This window comes from Parazoarcus communis, assembly GCF_003111645.1.
Lineage (GTDB): Bacteria > Pseudomonadota > Gammaproteobacteria > Burkholderiales > Rhodocyclaceae > Parazoarcus > Parazoarcus communis_A.
This window is the reverse complement of sequence record NZ_CP022187.1, coordinates 883,117-901,709: the sequence shown is the minus strand read 5'-3', so window position 1 is coordinate 901,709 and position 18,593 is coordinate 883,117. Positions and strand designations below refer to the sequence as shown.

General features: G+C 61.3%; 19 protein-coding genes. 4 read left to right on the top strand and 15 right to left on the bottom strand.

The annotated features are described in order from the left end of the window. Positions 1–3: 3 nt before the first annotated feature. Positions 4–603 (bottom strand): RNA polymerase sigma factor RpoE, encoded by a 600-nt coding sequence (rpoE, locus tag CEW83_RS04160; RefSeq protein ID WP_108948210.1) that lies wholly within the window; start codon positions 601–603, stop codon positions 4–6. 257 nt (positions 604–860) lie between these two features. Between rpoE and nadB the strand changes: the two genes are divergently transcribed. Continuing rightward, positions 861–2,450, top strand: coding sequence for an L-aspartate oxidase (gene nadB, locus CEW83_RS04155; protein ID WP_108951196.1), 1,590 nt, complete (start codon positions 861–863; stop codon positions 2,448–2,450). Here the strand turns inward: nadB and CEW83_RS04150 are convergent. From CEW83_RS04150 to CEW83_RS04110, 9 genes are all read right to left on the bottom strand, one after another. Next, the gene (locus CEW83_RS04150) at positions 2,440–2,889 is read right to left on the bottom strand and encodes a protein YgfX (RefSeq protein ID WP_108948209.1); all 450 of its coding nucleotides are present in this window, start codon (positions 2,887–2,889) and stop codon (positions 2,440–2,442) included. The genes nadB and CEW83_RS04150 overlap by 11 nt on opposite strands. Before the next feature lie 22 nt (positions 2,890–2,911). Next, the gene (fabF, locus tag CEW83_RS04145) at positions 2,912–4,147 is read right to left on the bottom strand and encodes a beta-ketoacyl-ACP synthase II (RefSeq protein WP_108951195.1); all 1,236 of its coding nucleotides are present in this window, start codon (positions 4,145–4,147) and stop codon (positions 2,912–2,914) included. An 80-nt stretch (positions 4,148–4,227) separates the two neighbouring features. Further along, the gene (acpP, locus tag CEW83_RS04140) at positions 4,228–4,467 is read right to left on the bottom strand and encodes an acyl carrier protein (protein WP_108951194.1); all 240 of its coding nucleotides are present in this window, start codon (positions 4,465–4,467) and stop codon (positions 4,228–4,230) included. 91 nt (positions 4,468–4,558) lie between these two features. After that, on the bottom strand, positions 4,559–5,308 hold the full coding sequence (gene fabG, locus CEW83_RS04135) for a 3-oxoacyl-ACP reductase FabG (RefSeq protein WP_108948208.1): 750 nt from the start codon (positions 5,306–5,308) through the stop codon (positions 4,559–4,561). Further along, positions 5,305–6,240, bottom strand: a complete 936-nt coding sequence (gene fabD, locus CEW83_RS04130) for an ACP S-malonyltransferase (RefSeq protein WP_108951193.1) — start codon at positions 6,238–6,240, stop codon at positions 5,305–5,307. Before fabD ends, fabG begins: the two co-directional genes overlap by 4 nt. Before the next feature lie 28 nt (positions 6,241–6,268). Further along, on the bottom strand, positions 6,269–7,234 hold the full coding sequence (locus tag CEW83_RS04125) for a beta-ketoacyl-ACP synthase III (RefSeq protein WP_108948207.1): 966 nt from the start codon (positions 7,232–7,234) through the stop codon (positions 6,269–6,271). Then, complete coding sequence (gene plsX, locus CEW83_RS04120) at positions 7,231–8,247, bottom strand: phosphate acyltransferase PlsX (protein ID WP_108948206.1); 1,017 nt, start codon at positions 8,245–8,247, stop codon at positions 7,231–7,233. Before plsX ends, CEW83_RS04125 begins: the two co-directional genes overlap by 4 nt. A gap of 91 nt (positions 8,248–8,338) precedes the next feature. Next, positions 8,339–8,518, bottom strand: a complete 180-nt coding sequence (gene rpmF, locus CEW83_RS04115; protein WP_108948205.1) for a 50S ribosomal protein L32 — start codon at positions 8,516–8,518, stop codon at positions 8,339–8,341. A gap of 37 nt (positions 8,519–8,555) precedes the next feature. Further along, positions 8,556–9,062 carry a YceD family protein gene (locus CEW83_RS04110; RefSeq protein WP_108948204.1) on the bottom strand — a complete coding sequence of 169 codons (507 nt, stop codon included), beginning with the start codon at positions 9,060–9,062 and terminating at the stop codon, positions 8,556–8,558. An 85-nt stretch (positions 9,063–9,147) separates the two neighbouring features. On the opposite strand from CEW83_RS04110, the gene CEW83_RS04105 reads away from it, so the two are divergent. Further along, positions 9,148–9,723, top strand: a complete 576-nt coding sequence (locus tag CEW83_RS04105) for a Maf family protein (protein ID WP_108948203.1) — start codon at positions 9,148–9,150, stop codon at positions 9,721–9,723. Then, entirely contained in the window at positions 9,720–10,448 is a 729-nt protein-coding gene (locus tag CEW83_RS04100) for an SAM-dependent methyltransferase (RefSeq protein WP_108948202.1), read from the top strand. The genes CEW83_RS04105 and CEW83_RS04100 overlap by 4 nt, the downstream gene beginning before the upstream one ends. Before the next feature lie 21 nt (positions 10,449–10,469). Here the strand turns inward: CEW83_RS04100 and CEW83_RS04095 are convergent, their stop codons facing one another. Genes CEW83_RS04095 through CEW83_RS04085 form a run of 3 tightly spaced genes read right to left on the bottom strand, consistent with a single transcriptional unit; the run spans position 10,470 to position 12,425 of the window. Then, positions 10,470–10,838, bottom strand: a complete 369-nt coding sequence (locus CEW83_RS04095; RefSeq protein WP_108948201.1) for a Rieske (2Fe-2S) protein — start codon at positions 10,836–10,838, stop codon at positions 10,470–10,472. Further along, complete coding sequence (locus CEW83_RS04090) at positions 10,817–11,473, bottom strand: HAD-IA family hydrolase (protein ID WP_108948200.1); 657 nt, start codon at positions 11,471–11,473, stop codon at positions 10,817–10,819. Before CEW83_RS04090 ends, CEW83_RS04095 begins: the two co-directional genes overlap by 22 nt. Continuing rightward, positions 11,466–12,425: an RluA family pseudouridine synthase gene (locus CEW83_RS04085; RefSeq protein ID WP_108951192.1), complete on the bottom strand. Its 960-nt coding sequence runs from the start codon at positions 12,423–12,425 to the stop codon at positions 11,466–11,468. Before CEW83_RS04085 ends, CEW83_RS04090 begins: the two co-directional genes overlap by 8 nt. A gap of 414 nt (positions 12,426–12,839) precedes the next feature. Between CEW83_RS04085 and CEW83_RS04075 the strand changes: the two genes are divergently transcribed. Beyond that, complete coding sequence (locus tag CEW83_RS04075; protein WP_108948199.1) at positions 12,840–15,845, top strand: ribonuclease E/G; 3,006 nt, start codon at positions 12,840–12,842, stop codon at positions 15,843–15,845. A gap of 102 nt (positions 15,846–15,947) precedes the next feature. On the opposite strand, the gene CEW83_RS04070 is transcribed toward CEW83_RS04075, so the two are convergent. Together CEW83_RS04070 and uvrB are read right to left on the bottom strand one after the other, a co-directional pair. Continuing rightward, a complete protein-coding gene (locus CEW83_RS04070; RefSeq protein WP_108948198.1) occupies positions 15,948–16,415 on the bottom strand; it encodes a low molecular weight protein-tyrosine-phosphatase in 468 nt (155 codons plus the stop codon). A 9-nt stretch (positions 16,416–16,424) separates the two neighbouring features. Then, positions 16,425–18,497: an excinuclease ABC subunit UvrB gene (gene uvrB, locus CEW83_RS04065; protein ID WP_108948197.1), complete on the bottom strand. Its 2,073-nt coding sequence runs from the start codon at positions 18,495–18,497 to the stop codon at positions 16,425–16,427. Positions 18,498–18,593: the final 96 nt, after the last annotated feature.

The window sequence follows — 18,593 nt, the reverse complement described above, 5'->3', positions numbered from 1 at the left end:
CACCTACCAACGTTTGTCGTGAGCCGTATCAAGCAACGGCCGAAGTCGTTCAGCAATTGACTCCCGCGCACGGAAAATCCGGGAGCGAACCGTCCCGATGGGGCAGTCCATGATGTTGGCGATCTCTTCATAACTGAGCCCCTCGAGCTCGCGCAGCATGATCGCCGTTCGCAACTCTTCGGGCAGCCCCGCCATCGCCTCGTCCACCGTCTCGGCAATCTGCTTCGTCATCAACAGCCGCTCTGGCGTGTTGTTGTCACGAAGCTGATCACCATCCTCAAATGTCTCGGCATCCTCCGAATCGAACCCTGTAGACGTTGGCGCTCTGCGCCGCTGCGATACAAGGTAATTCTTCGCGGTGTTGATACCGATTCTGTACAACCACGTATAAAAAGCACTTTCACCCCGGAACGAGCCCAAGGCACGATAAGCCTTGATGAATGTCTCCTGGGCCACATCTTCAACTTCGGCCGGATCACGAATCAGGCGCGACAGCAGGCGATTCAGCTTTCGCTGGTATTTGCTTACCAGCAAACCGAAGGCCTGTTTGTCGCCACGCTGCACGCGTTCGACCAGCTGCTGATCGATTTCACGATCGCTCATTGGGGGTCTGTTCTTCTTCGGAGAATGAATAATCTGCCAAAGTATAAGCGACCGCCCGCAGACACAGCAAAATCAAGCTCTGTGGTTGAAGACCGGCGGCTGCAAAATTAGTTCAGAGGGTAACAGGGGTATCCGGTCCGTTACGCCATTCGATAGGCATCAAAAGCGGCATCGGGCATGACGGAAGGCTTGCAGCCGCCCACTCCCGTGGCTGCGTGATATATTTGACAGCTTCACCCATTCGTTTGGCCGCCATCTTGCACAAACAGTACGACGTTCTCATTCTGGGGAGCGGCACCGCAGGTCAGTCGCTCGCACTGCGACTCGCTGACCGCCTGCGGGTTGCCATCGTCACAAAACGGGAGCTTGCCGATAGCGCAAGTGCCTGGGCACAAGGCGGTATTGCTGCGGTACTGGATACCACCGACAGTATCGAAGCGCACATCCAGGACACCTTCACTGCAGGCGCCGGTCTGTGCGACCCTGCCGCCACCCGGTTCGTTGTCGAACACGGCCGCAGGGCCATCGAGTGGCTGATCAATCGCGGCGTGCCGTTTACCCGGGAAGACCAGTCGGCGCTTGGCTACCATCTGACCCGTGAGGGCGGCCATTCTCACCGCCGCATCATCCACGCTGCAGACGCGACCGGCGCAGCCGTCCAGGCCACCCTCAGCGAAGAGGTCCGCGCCCATCCGAACATTGATATCTTTGAGCACCACATCGCCATCGATCTCGTGCTCGGCGAGAAGATCGGACGCCCCGATGCCGGCTGCGTCGGAGCCTACGTGCTCGACATCCGCCAGGAGCATGTGGTCACGTTCAGCGCCCGCAGCACGGTGCTTGCGACCGGCGGCACCGGCAAGGTCTATCTCTACACCACCAATCCCGACGTGGCGACGGGGGACGGTATCGCGATGGCCTGGCGCGCCGGTTGCCGGGTCAGGAACATGGAGTTCATCCAGTTTCATCCGACCTGCCTCTACCATCCCCAGGCGAAGTCCTTCCTGATCTCGGAAGCGGTCCGCGGCGAAGGCGGCCTGCTTCGTCTGCCAGATGGCACCCGCTTCATGCCCGAGCATGACGCCCGCGAAGAACTGGCGCCCCGGGACATCGTTGCGCGGGCGATCGACTTCGAGATGAAGAAGCGCGGCCTCGATTGCGTCTATCTCGACATCAGCCACAAGCCGGCAGACTGGCTGCGCAACCATTTCCCGAACATTCATGCGCGCTGCCTCGAGCTCGGTATCGACATCACGCGCGAGCCAATTCCTGTCGTGCCCGCTGCGCACTATTCCTGTGGCGGCATCGTCACCGATCTCTCGGCGCGAACCGACGTGCAGGCACTCTATGCCGTCGGAGAATCGGCTGGCACCGGTCTGCACGGCGCCAACCGTCTGGCGAGCAACTCCCTGCTGGAGTGTCTGGTTTTCGGCGAGGCGGCGGCGCAGGACATTCTTGCCAACGCCAACAAGCCGATCTACCTGCTGCCTGAATGGGATGAGAGCCGGGTGACGGATGCCGACGAGGAAGTCGTCATTTCGCACAACTGGGCCGAACTCCGCCGTGCAATGTGGGATTACGTCGGCATCGTGCGTACGACCAAGCGACTGCAGCGGGCGCAGCACCGTATTCGCCTGCTCGAGCGCGAGATTCACGACTACTACTCGAACTTTCGCGTCTCCAACGACCTGATCGAACTCCGGAATCTGGTCGTGACGGCAGACCTGATCGTGCAGTGCGCGCTTAAACGCAAGGAAAGCCGTGGGCTGCACCACTCCAGCGACTTCCCCGATACGCTTCCCAAGGCACGCGACACCGTACTGCGGCCGCGAAAGCTCAAGCGCTAGCCTCAGGTGCGCCAAGTGCGCGATGGCGCAGCCACACCTGAAGGCTGCGCCATTGGTCCGGGTGAAGATTCGTCCTCACCAGCATCAGCCGTAGTTGCGCGCGCCCTGCCCTTTCCGTTTCCGGCATCTCCAGCGCGAACCACGCTGACCACGAGAACACAACGGCATCGGGCCGCACGCGGGCAAACACCGGCGCGCTGTTGCCACGCTTCACACTGACGCCGCCGTCCGCCTGCAGTGCAAGCACGACGCCCTGTTTCCTGAGTTCGCCACGCCAGCCAGCAAGCGCCGAGAGGAAGATCAGTCCGATGCCACCCGCGAGCAGCCACGGGGAGCGCGTCGCATGAAAAAGCGCCAGCCCCGCAGCACCGTGTGCTGCGAAAACTGACGCCAGAACGCCCCGGGAACTTCGAAGCGTCAGGGAGAGCGGAAACACCATGCGTGTCGCCGCTCGCCCAAAATTACACCCTGCGGAACACCAGGGTTCCGTTCGTACCGCCGAAACCGAAGTTGTTCTTCATCGCCACGTCGATCTTCATCGAACGCGCTTCGTTCGCGCAGTAATCCAGATCACACTCTGGATCCTGCTCGAAGATGTTCATGGTCGGCGGCGAAATCTGATGGTGTACTGCGAGAACGGTAAAGATCGACTCGAGGCCGCCTGCACCGCCGAGCAGATGTCCAGTCATCGACTTGGTGGAGTTCACCACCAGCCCCTTTGCGGCGTCCGCACCGAAAGCGAGCTTGATTGCCTCGGTCTCGTTCTTGTCGCCGAGCGGCGTCGACGTGCCATGTGCATTGAGGTAGTCGACATCACTGCAGTTGATGCCGGCATTTGCCAGTGCATTCACCATGCTGCGACGCGGACCGTCGGTGTCCGGTGCGGTCATGTGGTAAGCATCACCACTCATGCCGAAGCCGGAAAGCTCGGCGTAGATCTTGGCGCCGCGCTTGACCGCGTGCTCGTATTCCTCGAGCACGAGCACGCCGGCACCCTCGCCCAGCACGAAACCGTCGCGCCCCTTGTCCCAGGGACGGCTGGCCGTGGTGGGGTCGTCGTTGCGCGTCGACAGTGCCTTTGCAGACGCAAAGCCGCCGACTGCAAGTTCGGTCACCGTGGATTCCGCACCACCGCAAACCATCACGTCGGCATCACCGTACTCGATCATGCGCGAGCTCAGGCCAATGGCGTGAAGCCCCGTAGTGCATGCGGTGACGACGGCGATGTTCGGGCCCTTCATGCCATACATGATGGACAGGTTGCCCGAGATCATGTTGATGATCGTACCAGGAATGAAGAACGGCGAGATCTTGCGCGGACCACCGGCAACAAAATCCGCATGGGTATCTTCGATCATCGGCAATCCGCCGATGCCAGACCCGATATTGACGCCGATGCGTTCGGCGTTTGCTGCTGTCACCTCGATTCCGGAGTCCCGAATCGCCTGAATGCCGGCTGCCATGCCGTAATGGATGAAGACATCCATGCGGCGTGCTTCCTTCGCGGAAAGATAGGTGGTGACGTCAAAATCCTTGACTTCACCAGCAATGCGGGCCGAGAAGGCACTGGCATCGAAACGGGTGATAGGGCCGATGCCGCTCTTGCCGGCAATCAGGTTTTCCCAGGCTTCGGGAACGGTATTGCCGACCGGCGAGACGAGTCCCAGACCGGTGACGACGACTCTACGACGCGACACGGGCATCTCCGTAAGGAATCAAGGCGGAGGAATGAGGATCGATCCGGACACCACCGCGGCGGTGTCCGGAAAGAAAGCAATTACTTCTTGAGGTGGGCGGTGACGTAGTCAATCGCCTGTTGAACGTTGGTGATCTTCTCGGCCTCTTCGTCCGGAATCTCGCACTCGAACTCTTCTTCCAGTGCCATGACCAGTTCCACGGTGTCCAGCGAATCTGCGCCGAGATCATCCACGAACGAAGATTCGTTCTTGATCTCCGATTCGTTTACGCCAAGTTGCTCAGCAACGATCTTTCTTACGCGCTGTTCGATGTTCTCCATGAACATACTCCTTCCCTGAAAGTGCAGGTGTGTTAGAAAAAAACCTGTGTATTCTACCAAAAAGGAACGCTTCCGCTATCGCGACAAGCGTTCACGACATGTACATTCCACCATTCACATGCAAGGTGGTGCCGGTCACGTAGGCCGCGGCCGGCGAAGCGAGGAAAACCACCGCTCCGGCGATCTCTTCGGGGCGTCCAAGACGGCCCAGCGCGATGTTGCCGAGGAGCGCATCGCGCGCCGCATCGGGCATGGCGCGCGTCATGTCCGTATCGATGAATCCGGGTGCCACGCAGTTGACCGTGATATTCCGGCTGCCCAGCTCGCGCGCCAGCGCACGGCTCATGCCGGCGACACCGGCCTTGGCTGCTGCGTAGTTTGCCTGGCCCGGGTTGCCGGCACTGGCAACCACCGACGTAATATTGATGATGCGGCCGGTGCGGGCCTTCATCATGCCGCGCATGACCAGTCGCGACATGCGAAACACGGCTTTGAGGTTGGTGTCGATGACGCCATCCCACTCCTCGTCCTTCATGCGCATTGCGAGGTTGTCGCGGGTAATGCCGGCGTTGTTCACCAGAATGCCAACGGCACCGAAGCGCTTCTCGATATCGCCGACGACAGCCTCGCAGGCTGCAGCGTCGGTGACGTTTAGCACCAGTCCCGCACCCTTGAATCCAGCTTCGGCGATTGCAGCCTCGATCTCGGCAGCACCGTTTTCCGACGTTGCCGTACCAACCACGGTCGCACCGAGGCGACCCAGTTCCATCGCAACCGCACGTCCGATGCCGCGCGATGCGCCGGTCACCAGTGCGACCTGACCTTCAAGCGAAAAACTCATGCTGACCTCACTGTGGCAATCATCTGCTCGAGACTGGCTGCATCATGAACCGAGCCGCCCTCGACCTCCTTGGCAATACGCTTGGTCATGCCTGCCAGCACTTTACCGGGTCCGCACTCGATGATGTGCGTCATACCACGGCCTGCCATCGACTGGATGGTTTCGATCCAGCGCACAGGCGAAAAAGCCTGCCGGACGAGTGCATCACGGATCTGCGCCGGATCGGCACACACGGCAACATCCACATTATTGAGCACTTCGATTGACGGCGTCATGACATTGACCGTCATCAGGCGCTCGGCCAGGCGTTCCGCTGCAGGTCCCATCAGGGCGCAGTGAAAGGGTGCCGACACCGGCAGCAGCATGGCACGTTTTGCACCGCGCGCCTTGGCTGCTTCAATCGCGCGTTCTACCGCGGCCTTTGCTCCGGCAATCACGATCTGGCCCGGCGCATTCAGATTGGCGGCCTCGACCACCTCACCCTGCGCGGCTTCCTGACAGGCTTCGCGCACGGCATCGACCTCAAGGCCAAGCAAGGCAGCCATTGCACCTTCACCGGCGGGAACGGCTTCCTGCATTGCCTGCGCACGGAAGCGCACCAGCGGAACGGCATCGCCAAACGCGAGCGCCCCGGCGGCGACCAGCGCCGAATATTCACCCAGGCTGTGCCCGGCAACCAGGGCTGGCTTCGGACCGCCCGCATCCAGCCAGGCGCGATATGCAGCAACACCGGCAGTCAGCATCAGCGGCTGAGTGTTAACCGTGAGCGACAGACGCTCGGCCGGACCTTCGCACACCATCTGCCACAGATCCTCGCCAAGTGCCTCCGAGGCCTCGGCGAACGTTTCACGAATGATTGCAGACTCGCCGTACGCGGTCATCATGCCAACCGCCTGCGACCCCTGGCCGGGGAAAACCAGTGCAAATGCCATCATCTCTCCGTTTGAATGAAGGAAGGACTCAGAAATCGATCAGGGCTGCGCCCCAGGTGAAGCCGCCGCCCACGCCTTCGATGACAACCCGATGCCCGCGCTGGATGCGTCCGTCGCGCACGGCAAGGTCGAGCGCGAGCGGAATCGACGCGGCAGAGGTGTTTCCGTGCCGCTCGACCGTCGTGATCACCTTGTCCATCGAAATGCCGAGACGCTTGGCGGTCGATTGGATAATCCGGATATTTGCCTGATGAGGAATCAGCCAGTCAACGCTTGCAACCTCGGCGCCAGCCATGTCGAGCACTTCGTGTGCGACATCGCCGAGCACCTTGACTGCAAACTTGAACACGGCCTGGCCATCCATGCGCAGGAAGGGGTCGCCAATCACCTGTCCAGAGGCAATGCCACCGGGTACACAGAGAATCGGGTGATGGCTGCCATCGGCGTGAAGCGCAGAGGCCACAATGCCGGGCTGCTCGGATGCTTCGAGCACGACCGCGCCCGCGCCATCTCCGAACAGCACGCAGGTGCCTCGATCGGACCAGTCCAGGATGCGGGAGAAGACCTCGGCGCCGACAACCAGCGCACGCTTGTGACTTCCGGAGCGAATGAACTTCTCTGCCACCGTCAGTGCATACACGAAACCGCTGCATACGGCCTGCACGTCGAACGCCGGGCCGCCGTTGCGGATACCGAGCTTCGATTGCAGCAGTGCTGCAGTGCTTGGAAAAATGTAGTCGGGCGTCGAGGTCGCAACGATGACGAGATCAATCTCGTCAGGCTCGCAGCCCGCTGCTTCGATCGCACGTTCGGATGCAATCAGTGCGAGATCGCTGGAGCCGACCTCGGCAGTAGCAAGATGTCGCGAACGGATGCCGGTTCGCGTCATCACCCACTCGTCCGACGTATCAATTCCGCGTCGTACGAGATCGTCGTTGCTGACCGGTTCGCCGGGAAGATAGCTTCCGGTGCCCGCAATCCTTGCATAGATCATGCTGCAGCCTCGCTCATGCTCGCCATTTTGCTGCTGATCCGTTCGATCAGCTGATTCCCCGCCGCATCTGCCGCCCGTGCGATGGCCTGCTCAAAGGCAAAACCATCGGCGGAGCCGTGACTCTTCACGACGACCCCACGCAAACCAAGCAGCACGGCTCCGTTGTAGCGCCTGTGATCGACCCGGTGCTTGAACTGCTTGAGCACCGGCAGTGCAACAAGCGCCATCAGTTTGGTGAAAATATTGCGACCGAAGGCCTCACGCAGAAAGGTGGACAGCATCTGGGCCAGTCCTTCGGAGGTCTTGAGCGCGACGTTGCCGACAAAGCCATCACAGACCACGACGTCCGCCGAGCCCATGTAGATGTCGTTCCCTTCGACGTTGCCGCAGAAGTTCAGTCCGCTGCCGCGCAGGAGTTCGCCAGCCTGCTTGACGATTTCGTTACCCTTGATCGCCTCTTCGCCGATGTTGAGCAAACCCACTCGCGGACGCTCAATGTGGTCGACCGCAGCCACCAGCATCGAGCCCATGATGCCGAACTGGAGGAGGTGCTCGGCTGTGCAGTCCACGTTCGCGCCGAGGTCGAGCACGTAGGTGTGCCCTTTCACGGCTGGCAGGATGGAGCAGATCGCCGGGCGGTCAATACCGGGGAGGGTTTTCAGCACGAAACGGGAAATCGCCATCAGCGCACCCGTATTGCCTGCCGAAATCGCTGCGGCTGCCTCACCGGCTTTCACCAGATCAACAGCAACGCGCATGGACGAGTCCTTTTTATTGCGCATGGCAATTGCAGGCGGCTCATCCATTCCGACAACTTCGGACGCATGGTGAACACGGACCCGGGAACCGAGGCCGGCCAGCGCGTCGCCAAGCAGCGGCGCCAGCACATCTTCGCGCCCGACCAGGATCGCGTTAACGGCAGGATGGCTGCGCAGAAATGACAGCGCAGCAGGCACGGTCACGACCGGGCCGTGATCGCCACCCATGCAGTCGATTGCAACGGTGACACCCATCGGCTTCTCGCGTGATTCAGGATATGAGGATAAAAAAGGCGGCGCAGGCGCAATGCGCCCTGCGCCGCCTCCTGTATTTCAGGACGCGGACTTATTCGCCCTTGGCCTTGGCAACCTTCTTGCCGCGGTAGAAACCGTTCGGGCTGATGTGGTGACGCAGATGAACCTCACCCGTCGTGGCTTCAACAGCCAGAGCCGGCGCGGTCAGAAAATCGTGCGCACGATGCATGCCACGCTTGGACGGGGACTTCTTGTTCTGCTGGACAGCCATGAAAAACTCCTAATACAAAAACGTTACCTGATCCGAACTAGTTTTTAGCCCGCAGGCCTGACAGTACCGAAAAAGGCGATTCCTTTACTGCCCCGCCCTCAGGGCGAAGCGTTCCACATTCATCATGCCGGGGCGCAAGCGGCAGGGCGAGAAGAATCTCGTCCTCGAGAAGCGAGAGCACATCAAGATCACCATCGATCTCGATTGCATCCACCTCATCGTCTTCCAGTTCTTCCTCGGGAATTTCCTGACCCGAGCGAACCGGTTGCAACGCATTGCGTACCGACAGATCCCAACCAAGCCCACCGAGACATCGCTGACAGCGCAACATCAGACTGCCGTCGATCGTCAGCGTAAGCCGGGGCTTGCGCATCGCATCCACGTCACCTTCAAGCTTGTAGCGAATCACGCCGGACTGATCCGTCAGCAGGTCAGCGAGCCGCTCGAAAGCGGCAACCTTCACCTCGCCGGACAGCCTGCGCTGTTCGTACGCGAACTTGAATACATCCGGGATGTGCCCGAGTTTTGCGTCTTGGTTGGACATAAGCCGCGCATGATATTATTTTTTCCCGCTTGCTGTCAAAGCCCATCCACGCTTTGCGGCGAAAACATCGCACAATCAAGAATTCATGAAGATCGTCCTCGCATCGACCTCCCCTTATCGCAAGCAACTCCTCGAGCGTTTTCAGCTCCCGTTCGAAACGGCACGCCCCGAAACCGACGAAACAGCGCACCCGGGCGAGCTCCCTGCAGCACTCGCCGAACGCCTTGCGATCGACAAGGCACGCGCGATTGCCGAAACACTGGAGCACGCGCTCGTGATTGGCAGCGACCAGGTTGCCTACATGGGCACCGAGATCTTCGGCAAGCCAGGCACGGTCGAGCGTGCAATCGCCCAGCTCACGCGCATGAGCGGTCACGAGGTCATCTTTCACACCGCCGTCGCCCTCATCAACGCCGACACCAAGCGGGTGCAATGCGAAGGCGTGGTCACCCGGGTCCGCTTTCGCACTCTGAGCGATGACGAGATCCGTCGCTACATCGACGCCGAAATGCCGCTCGATTGCGCCGGCAGCGCGAAATCCGAAGGTCTTGGCATCACCTTGCTCGACGCCCTTGCGGGTGACGATCCGACTGCACTGATCGGACTTCCGCTGATCGCACTGTCGCGCATGCTGCGCGCCGAAGGTGTGCTGCTGCCATGAACACACCTGCTCGCGGAACCCTTTTTCTTGTTCCCGTCAGCCTGGGCGATGCCGCCTGGCCATCGTTTCTCCCGGCAGACGTGCAGCAGTGCGCCGCCCGACTGCAGCACTTCGTCGTCGAAAACGCGCGCGCTGCCCGCGCCCATCTGAAGCAGCTCGACTTTCCCGGCATCCTGCGCGACACGGACATCAAGGAACTGCCGGAGAAGGCCGACAACGCAGCGCTCGACGCATTGCTCAGGCCCGCACTCGAAGGTCGCGATGTCGGACTGATGTCCGATGCCGGCTGCCCCGCCGTAGCCGACCCGGGCGCCAGACTGGTTGCGCGCGCGCACGCACTCGGAATCCGGGTTGCACCGATGGTTGGCCCCTCCTCCATTCTGCTTGGGCTGATGGGTTCAGGCCTCAACGGTCAGAGCTTCGCCTTTCATGGCTACCTGCCCGTCCAGGAAAACGAACGCGACGTACATCTTCGTGCGCTCGAAGAGGAGTCGCGAAGACTGGGGCGCACGCAGATCTTCATTGAGACGCCCTATCGCAACGACCGCATGCTCGATGCCCTGCTCAAGGTGTGCGGTGGCGAAACGCGACTCTGCATTGCGTGCGACCTGAGCACCGCGAACGAGTATCTGGTAACGCGCTCCATCGGTGCGTGGCGCAAGGCGGAGCGCCCATACATCGCCAAGCGCCCGGCGCTGTTCCTGCTGCTTGCAGGCGCAGCCTGAGGGCGCGAGCCCAGCCCCGGCTCAGGTTTGCGTTGATCCGGCGTCCGTGAGGAAGTAGATCAGACCATCCTCCTCGACAACCCTGAGTGCATGCAGCGAAGCGCCCTTGCAAGGGCCCATCACGCATCGCCCGTCGCGTGGATCGTAGTGCGCGCCATGCACGGCGCACACCAGCAGATGATGCGTCAGGTCGAAAAACTTGCCTTCCATCCAGTCGAGCTGAACCGGGACATGGGCACAGCGGTTGAGGTAGGCATACACATTACCGCCATACCGAACAACGAAGGCAGGGCCGGCCAGATATCCCGGCCCCGGCACCGCGAAGCGAACCCCGTCGCCGCCGTCGACCAGCGCGTCTGCGCTGCAGATCAGATGTTTTTCCGTAACCATGCATCGAGCTCGCGCGGCGTATCGACACAGGCAAGCGGTGATTCGGCGCGCAAAGCCTCGACAGGATGCGCACCGAAGCTGACGGCGAGCCCCGCCACGCCGGCATTCTTCGCCATTTGCAGGTCGTGCGTCGTGTCACCGATCATCAGCGTGCGCTCGGGACCGACGCCCAGCTCTTCCATCAACTGCTCGAGCATCGCAGGATGAGGCTTCGAGAAGCATTCGTCAGCACAACGCGTGCTGTGAAAGAACTTCCCGAGGCCAGAATGAGCCAGTGCGCGATTCAGTCCGTTGCGACTCTTGCCGGTCGCAACCGCGAGATAGCGCCCCTGCCCTACCAGCCACTCGATCGTGCCAGCCACCCCCGGAAACAGCGTCAGCTCCTGGTCGGCAGTCAGGTAGTGGTGACGATAACGTTCAACCATCCGCGGATACTGCTCTTCAGCCAGTTCGGGCACCGCATGTCGCAGCGCATCGCCAAGGCCGAGACCAATGACGTAGCGCGCACGCTCTTCGGTGGGCTCGGGCAAGCCAAGATCCCTGCAGGCAGCCACGATCGATTGCACAATCGCCGACGCGGAGTCCAGGACGGTGCCATCCCAGTCAAACACTACAAGATCAAAGCGTTCAGCCATTCTTTTCGGGCTCCAGTGCATCCAGTCGATCAATGAATTGCTGCAATTCCGGCGGCAGCGACGCCTCGAGCACAAGTTGCTCACCCGTAAGCGGATGAATGAAGCTCAGCTTCGCAGCATGCAGGAACATCCGCTTCAAGCCCTCGCCTTCAAGCGCCTTGTTCAGCGCGAAATCTCCGTACTTGTCATCCCCGCACAACTGAAAGCCGAGATGCGCAAGATGTACGCGGATCTGATGCGTCCTGCCCGTCTTGAGTTCGACCTCAAGCAGACTGAAACGCTTCCATCGCCGCACCAGGCGGACGATGCTGTGCGACGGCTTGCCATCGGGGCTGACCCGGACCCGCCGCTCTCCTTCCGGAGTCAGGAATTTGTAGAGCGGCGCCTTGACGTGCTGTACCGGGTTGATCCAGCGTCCGGGCACCAGGGTCAGATAGCGCTTTTCCATTGCGCCTTCGCGCATCATGTCATGCAGCGCAGTCAGCGCCGAGCGCTTCTTGGCGACGATCAGCAGTCCTGATGTTTCGCGGTCGAGGCGGTGCGCAAGCTCAAGCATCTTCAGCTCCGGGCGCTGCACGCGCAATTGCTCGATCACGCCATGGCTGATGCCACTGCCGCCATGAACTGCCTTGCCTGAAGGCTTGTCGATGACAAGAAGCGCATCGTCTTCATACACAACCGGCAGCGCCTTGCCAGCGGGAGGCGGAACGGAGCGCGCAGATTCGGAGATTCGCATCGGCGGGATGCGCACTTCGTCACCCTCCACCAGGCGGTAGGTCTGCTGCACCCGCCCACCATTCACCCGCACCTCTCCGCTGCGCAAAATGCGGTAAACATGGCTTTTCGGCACGCCCTTTGCGATACGCAACAGGTAGTTATCGATGCGCTGGCCAGCGGCAGCCTCATCAATCCTTTCGTGCCGAACCGCAATCGCTTTGCCTTGAGTCGTCATCCTGAAATATACTTCCCTGCGGTTGATTCCGGTTGCGGTCGGCATCCCCTCGCGCCACGAGGCGGTTGAGGATGAACGACGATGAGCCCGCACAAGCGCTCCCGGAAAACCGAAGCGTGCCACACGAAGCCCAAAAAGGCGCCGATGGTAACGCAATCGACAAACTTCGACACACCCATCCAGCCTTGCGGTTGGATTTAGACGCGCAACACATACGCAGGATCAAATGCATTTGTCTGCTGATCCAAGGACACTGGCAGACAGATTCAAGAGAGTATCGACCAGCCGACCCATCACAGCCAATATTGACCACCGGATGAAAGTAGCCCTACCCAACTGCTCCTGACCCCGGAAAGCGCGATGGTGCGCGCCGTTCGTCCTGCCCGTGTGCATTGCGCGGGAGAACGATCCAAAATGAAGCGAATGCTCTTTAATGCGACGCAGGCAGAAGAACTGCGCGTCGCTATCGTTGACGGTCAGAAACTGATCGACCTCGACATCGAATCGGCCAACAAGGAAGAACGCAAGAGCAATATCTACAAGGCGGTCATCACTCGCCTCGAGCCCAGCCTCGAGGCCGCCTTTGTTGATTATGGCGCTGAGCGGCACGGCTTCCTGCCCTTCAAGGAAATCTCGCGTTCCTATTTTCAGCCCGGCGTCGACGCCAGCAAGGCCAGCATCAAGGAAGCCCTGCGCGAAGGCCAGGAGCTGATTGTTCAGGTCGAGAAGGATGAGCGCGGCAACAAGGGTGCAGCCCTCACCACGTATATCTCGCTGGCCGGCCGTTACCTCGTACTGATGCCGAACAACCCCCGTGGCGGTGGCGTATCGCGCCGCGTCGAGGGTGACGAGCGCGCCGAGTTGCGCGAGGTCATGGATCAGCTCGAAGTGCCCACCGGCATGAGCCTGATTGCGCGTACCGCCGCCATTGGCCGCGGCGCCGAAGAACTGCAGTGGGACCTCAACTACCTTCTGCAACTGTGGACCGCCATCGAAGGCGCGGCGCAGGGACAGACCGGCGCATTCCTGATCTATCAGGAAGGCAGCCTGGTGATTCGCGCCATCCGCGACTACTTCCAGCCCGATATCGGCGAAATCCTGATCGACACCGACGAGATCCATGAACAGGCCCACCAGTTCATGGCTCACGTGATGCCGGGCAATGTAAACCGGATCAAGCGTTACAACGACGACGTTCCGCTGTTCTCCCGTTTCCAGATCGAACACCAGATCGAATCGGCCTACTCGCGCCAGGTCGGCCTGCCGTCCGGCGGTGCCGTGGTGATCGACCACACCGAAGCGCTGGTCTCGATCGACGTCAACTCGGGTCGTGCGACCAAGGGTGCCGACATCGAGGAAACCGCGTTCCGCACCAACCTCGAAGCGGCAGACGAAATCGCGCGTCAGCTCCGTCTGCGCGACCTCGGCGGCCTGATCGTCATCGACTTCATCGACATGGAGTCGCAGAAGAACCAGCGCGAGGTCGAGAATCGCCTGCGCGACGCCCTTCGCCACGACCGCGCCCGCGTTCAGACCGGGAAGATCAGTCGTTTCGGTCTGCTCGAGCTGTCGCGTCAGCGCCTGCGTCCGGCGCTTGCCGAGACCAGCTACATCACCTGCCCGCGCTGCAATGGCACCGGACACATCCGCAGCACCGAGTCGTCGGCGCTGCACATCGTCCGCATCCTCGAAGAAGAGGCGATGAAGGACAACACCGGCGCAGTGCACCTGCAGGTGCCGGTCGATGTCGCTACCTTCCTGCTCAACGAGAAGCGGGTCGATATCGCACGCATCGAGTATCGCCACAAGGTTCAGCTGATCATTGTGCCGAACCGGCACATGGAAACGCCAGCACACGAAATCGTCCGCCTGCGCCACGACCAGCTCAACCAGGAAGACATCGCGCTGGCCAGCTACCAGATGGTGCACCAGCCGACCGAAGCCGAAATCGGCATGCCCGCCAAGGAAGGCGACAAGCCTGCGCGACAGGAAGCTGCCGTGAAGGGCATTTCGCCCGCGCAACCGGCACCGGTCATCGCACCGCGTGCTGAAGCCGCCCCCGTCGCAGCCGCTGCCGCACCCGCCAAGGGATTGATTGCGCGCTTCCTCGGCTGGCTGACCGGCGAGCCGACCCCGGCATCCGCACCGGCACCTGTCGCTGAAACGACGCCGAAGCGCGAAGCGCGTGGCCGTGGCGAGCGCGGTGGCGAACGCCGCGGCGGTCGCAACGGACGTCGTGACGGCCAGCGCGGTGAGCGCACCGAAGGCGAAGGCAGCAACGCGCGCAACGGCGCCCGTGCCGAGAAGGCCGAGAGCACTGAGCGCGAGAAGCCTCAGCGTCAGGCGCAGGAACGTCAGGAACGTGGCGAGCGCACCGAACGTGGCGAACGTTCTGAAGAAGGCGGCCGCAGCCGCGGTCGTGGTCGTCAGCGTCAGCCGCGTCAGGACGACAACGCGAAGGCGGCAGAAGCGAGCGCCGAGCAGATGGCCGATAACGCAGCCATCGTTGCGGCAGGTGTCGCAGAAGCGGTCGTGACCACCGCGCCGGCAGGCGAAGAAGGCGTGCCCGAGAAGCGCCGTCGTCGCAGCAGGGGACGTCGTGACCGCCGCACGGGTGAGAACCAGGAGACGGTCGATCAGCAGGCAACTGCCGACAGCGACAGCGCCGCTTCTGACAGCTCGACCGCAGCTGTCGCCGCTGTGGCTGCTACCGCGGCCACGATGAGCGATGCAGGCGCTGAAGGTGCGGCTGCAGAACTGCCGGTCGCGGTTTCGGAAACGGCAAGCCCGGTCGAAGTCCAGATCAACGCCGAGCCGGCACCAATGCCGGTGCGTGCAGTTGCAACCGAGACAGCCCCCGCTGCTGCTTCTGCTGAAGTTGAGACGCCTGCGATCGTGACGGCTGCAGCTGAGCCGGTCGTCGAAGTCGCCAGCCCGGTCGAAGCACAAGAGACCGCTGTCGAACCGGCAAGGACCGAGATCGAGGCCCCCGCCGCTGTCGAAGCGTCCGTGGAGGATGCCGCTGCAGCAGTGGAAACGGCTTCGCCGGAAGTCCCTGAAGCAGTCGAAGCGATTGTTGCCGAAGTTGCACCGGCTGCGGTCGAGCCTGAAGCAGCATCGGCTGTCGTCGAGGCTGAAGCCGTCGTCACAGCAACCGAAGTCGAGCCCCCGGCCGATGACGCCGAGGAAGCAGCTCCGGTTGCAGCAAGTGCATCCGCGCAGGCACCTGCAGCGCTGGGACCGATCGACCTTGCAGGCGTACTTGAAGACGCCGGCCTGGTCATGATCGAAACCAGCCAGGACAAGAAGGTCAGCTTCGGCAACGGCGCACCGGAAGCGCCGCAGCAACTCGGCCGCAAGCCCAGGGCTCCGGTCGTCATCGTCGAAGAACCCTTGCAGCAGGTAGAAACGCAGAAGTAAGCACGCCAATGCCGCCCGATCGGGCGGCATGATGAAGAAATGGCCGTCAGGGGAATCCCCTGGCGGCCATTTTTTCGTTTTGAAGCTAAGAAATCAGGGCGCTCAACGCCTGTCCAGCGCGCCAGTCAGCAGCCGTTCGACGCCTTTCTCACACAGATCAAGAACGAACTCGAAGCCGTTCACTGCGCCATAGTAAGGGTCGGGCACCTCCTCCCCCAGCTCGGGTGCGAATTTGAGAAACAGCGCAAGCTTTGGCTGATACACATCAGGGCAGTTGCGCTCCATGTACTCCAGATGCCCTCTGTCCATTGCCAGCAGCAGATCGAATTGCTGGAAGTCGGTGATCTCGAGTTTGCGCGCGCGCAGGGGCGAGAGATCGTAGCCGCGTTGCGCTGCGGCTTTCATGGCGCGCGGGTCCGGCGGCTCGCCCGCGTGATAGCCCTGCGTGCCCGCCGAGTCGACCTCGAAGTCGGACTCGAGCCCGGATGTTTCGATGAAGTGTCTGGCAATGCCCTCGGCTGTGGGCGAACGGCAGATGTTTCCCGAACATACAAAAAGAATTCGCTTCATGCTCTCCCTTTAGGTGTTTCCGTGCTGATCAGCACCAAACGCCCGCTCCCTCAAGCGGAACAGTTCATCCCGAGCCGCAGCCGCCTTCTCGAACTCCAGGTTGCGAGCGTGCTCCTGCATCTCTTTCTCCAGCTTCTTGATTGTCCGGGCCAGCGCCTTTTCGTCCATCAGCGCATAGTCAGCCCGCGCTTCGGCTGCAACCGAAGCTCTTTTCTCATCGTCCACGGAATAGACCCCGTCGATGATGTCCTTGATCCGCTTGGTGACGGTTTTGGGAACGATACCATTTGCCTCGTTGAAGGCAATCTGCTTCGTCCGCCGGCGCTCTGTTTCATCGATCGCAAGCTGCATCGAACGTGTGACCCGGTCGGCGTAGAGGATGGCCGTGCCATTGATATGACGGGCAGCGCGACCTATGGTCTGGATCAGGGAACGCTCGGAGCGGAGGAAGCCCTCCTTGTCCGCGTCGAGGATGGTCACGAGCGACACCTCGGGAATGTCCAAGCCTTCACGCAGAAGGTTGATCCCCACCAGCACGTCAAACTCGCCCAGGCGCAGATCGCGAATGATCTCGACCCGCTCGACGGTATCGATATCCGAGTGCAGATATCGCACGCGGACGCTGTTCTCGTTGAGGTAGTCGGTGAGATCCTCGGCCATGCGTTTGGTCAGCACGGTCACCAGCACCCGCTCACCCACGGCGACGCGGGCCTTGATCTGACTGAGCAGGTCGTCGACCTGGGTGGTGGCCGGACGAACCTCGACCACGGGGTCGATGAGGCCGGTTGGTCGCACGACCTGCTCCACCACCTGCCCCTGGTGTTCCGCTTCGTACGCGGCAGGCGTGGCTGAGACGAAAATCGTCTGCGGCATCAGACGTTCGAACTCATCGAACTTGAGCGGACGGTTATCCAGCGCCGACGGCAGCCTGAAGCCGTAATTGACCAGATTTTCCTTGCGCGAGCGATCGCCCTTGTACATGCCCCCCACCTGTCCGATCGACACATGCGACTCGTCGATGAACATCAGTGCGTCCTGCGGCAGGTAGTCGATCAGGGTCGGCGGCGGCTCGCCCGGGCTGCGTCCGGAAAGGTGGCGCGAATAGTTCTCGATGCCCTTGCAGAAGCCCATTTCGTTCAGCATCTCCAGATCGAAACGTGTGCGCTGCTCAATGCGCTGCGCTTCGACCAGCTGATTCTCGCCATAGAACTGCTCGACGCGAAGCTTGAGCTCGTCCTTGATGGCTTCGATCGCCTTCAGCACCGTTTCGCGCGGCGTGACATAGTGGCTCGAGGGGTAGACGGTAAAACGCCCGAGCTTCTGCTTCAGGTGCCCTGTAAGGGGATCAAACAGGGTCAGATGCTCGACCTCGTCGTCGAACAGTTCGATGCGGATTGCCAACTCGGCGTTCTCGGACGGGAACACGTCGATCACATCACCCCGCACGCGAAAGGTGCCACGACGGAAATCGATATCGGAGCGCGTGTACTGCATGGCCACCAGCCGCTGAATCAGGTCACGCTGACCGACCTTCTCGCCCTCGCGCAGGTGCAGGATCATCGCGTGATAGTCGACCGGGTCGCCGATACCGTAGATGCAGGACACGGTGGCCACGATAACCACATCGCGTCTTTCCATCAGGCTTTTCGTGGCCGACAGACGCATCTGTTCGATGTGCTCGTTGATCGACGAATCCTTCTCGATGAACAGGTCTCGGGACGGCACATAGGCTTCGGGCTGGTAGTAATCGTAGTAGCTGACGAAATACTCCACCGCGTTCTCGGGAAGAAACTCGCGAAACTCCGCGTAGAGCTGCGCAGCAAGCGTCTTGTTGGGCGCAAGCACCAGTGCCGGGCGCCCCATCTGTGCGATGACGTTGGCCATGGTGTAGGTCTTGCCGGAGCCAGTCACCCCGAGCAGGGTCTGATACATCAACCCGTCCTCGACCCCCTCGACCAGTTTTGCGATCGCGAGCGGCTGATCGCCTGCGGGCGGAAAAGGCCGGTGCAGACGAAACGGACTGCCTTCGAAGGTGACAACGTCTGTTGTGCTCGCTGAGGCGCTACCGTCTGAACTCTGCATGCTAGAATTTCCGATTGTTTCAGCCGACGCCCGAACTTGAGGCATCTGCTAGGGCAAACAACGATTATTTCCCAAAACGCGCGTCAAGGCACGGCC

Excerpts from the sequence above, each read along its gene's own strand:
- CEW83_RS04090 (WP_108948200.1), bottom strand. The coding sequence starts at position 11,473 with ATGGCTGAACGCTTTGATCTTGTAGTGTTTGACTGGGATGGCACCGTC.
- uvrB (WP_108948197.1), bottom strand. The coding sequence starts at position 18,497 with ATGCAGAGTTCAGACGGTAGCGCCTCAGCGAGCACAACAGACGTTGTC.
- CEW83_RS04105 (WP_108948203.1), top strand. The coding sequence starts at position 9,148 with ATGAAGATCGTCCTCGCATCGACCTCCCCTTATCGCAAGCAACTCCTC.
- CEW83_RS04110 (WP_108948204.1), bottom strand. The coding sequence starts at position 9,062 with ATGTCCAACCAAGACGCAAAACTCGGGCACATCCCGGATGTATTCAAG.
- CEW83_RS04125 (WP_108948207.1), bottom strand. The coding sequence starts at position 7,234 with ATGATCTATGCAAGGATTGCGGGCACCGGAAGCTATCTTCCCGGCGAA.
- fabD (WP_108951193.1), bottom strand. The coding sequence starts at position 6,240 with ATGGCATTTGCACTGGTTTTCCCCGGCCAGGGGTCGCAGGCGGTTGGC.
- CEW83_RS04085 (WP_108951192.1), bottom strand. The coding sequence starts at position 12,425 with ATGACGACTCAAGGCAAAGCGATTGCGGTTCGGCACGAAAGGATTGAT.
- rpoE (WP_108948210.1), bottom strand. The coding sequence starts at position 603 with ATGAGCGATCGTGAAATCGATCAGCAGCTGGTCGAACGCGTGCAGCGT.
- CEW83_RS04070 (WP_108948198.1), bottom strand. The coding sequence starts at position 16,415 with ATGAAGCGAATTCTTTTTGTATGTTCGGGAAACATCTGCCGTTCGCCC.
- CEW83_RS04075 (WP_108948199.1), top strand. The coding sequence starts at position 12,840 with ATGAAGCGAATGCTCTTTAATGCGACGCAGGCAGAAGAACTGCGCGTC.
- CEW83_RS04150 (WP_108948209.1), bottom strand. The coding sequence starts at position 2,889 with ATGGTGTTTCCGCTCTCCCTGACGCTTCGAAGTTCCCGGGGCGTTCTG.
- acpP (WP_108951194.1), bottom strand. The coding sequence starts at position 4,467 with ATGGAGAACATCGAACAGCGCGTAAGAAAGATCGTTGCTGAGCAACTT.
- CEW83_RS04095 (WP_108948201.1), bottom strand. The coding sequence starts at position 10,838 with ATGGTTACGGAAAAACATCTGATCTGCAGCGCAGACGCGCTGGTCGAC.
- rpmF (WP_108948205.1), bottom strand. The coding sequence starts at position 8,518 with ATGGCTGTCCAGCAGAACAAGAAGTCCCCGTCCAAGCGTGGCATGCAT.
- CEW83_RS04100 (WP_108948202.1), top strand. The coding sequence starts at position 9,720 with ATGAACACACCTGCTCGCGGAACCCTTTTTCTTGTTCCCGTCAGCCTG.
- fabG (WP_108948208.1), bottom strand. The coding sequence starts at position 5,308 with ATGAGTTTTTCGCTTGAAGGTCAGGTCGCACTGGTGACCGGCGCATCG.
- plsX (WP_108948206.1), bottom strand. The coding sequence starts at position 8,247 with ATGGGTGTCACCGTTGCAATCGACTGCATGGGTGGCGATCACGGCCCG.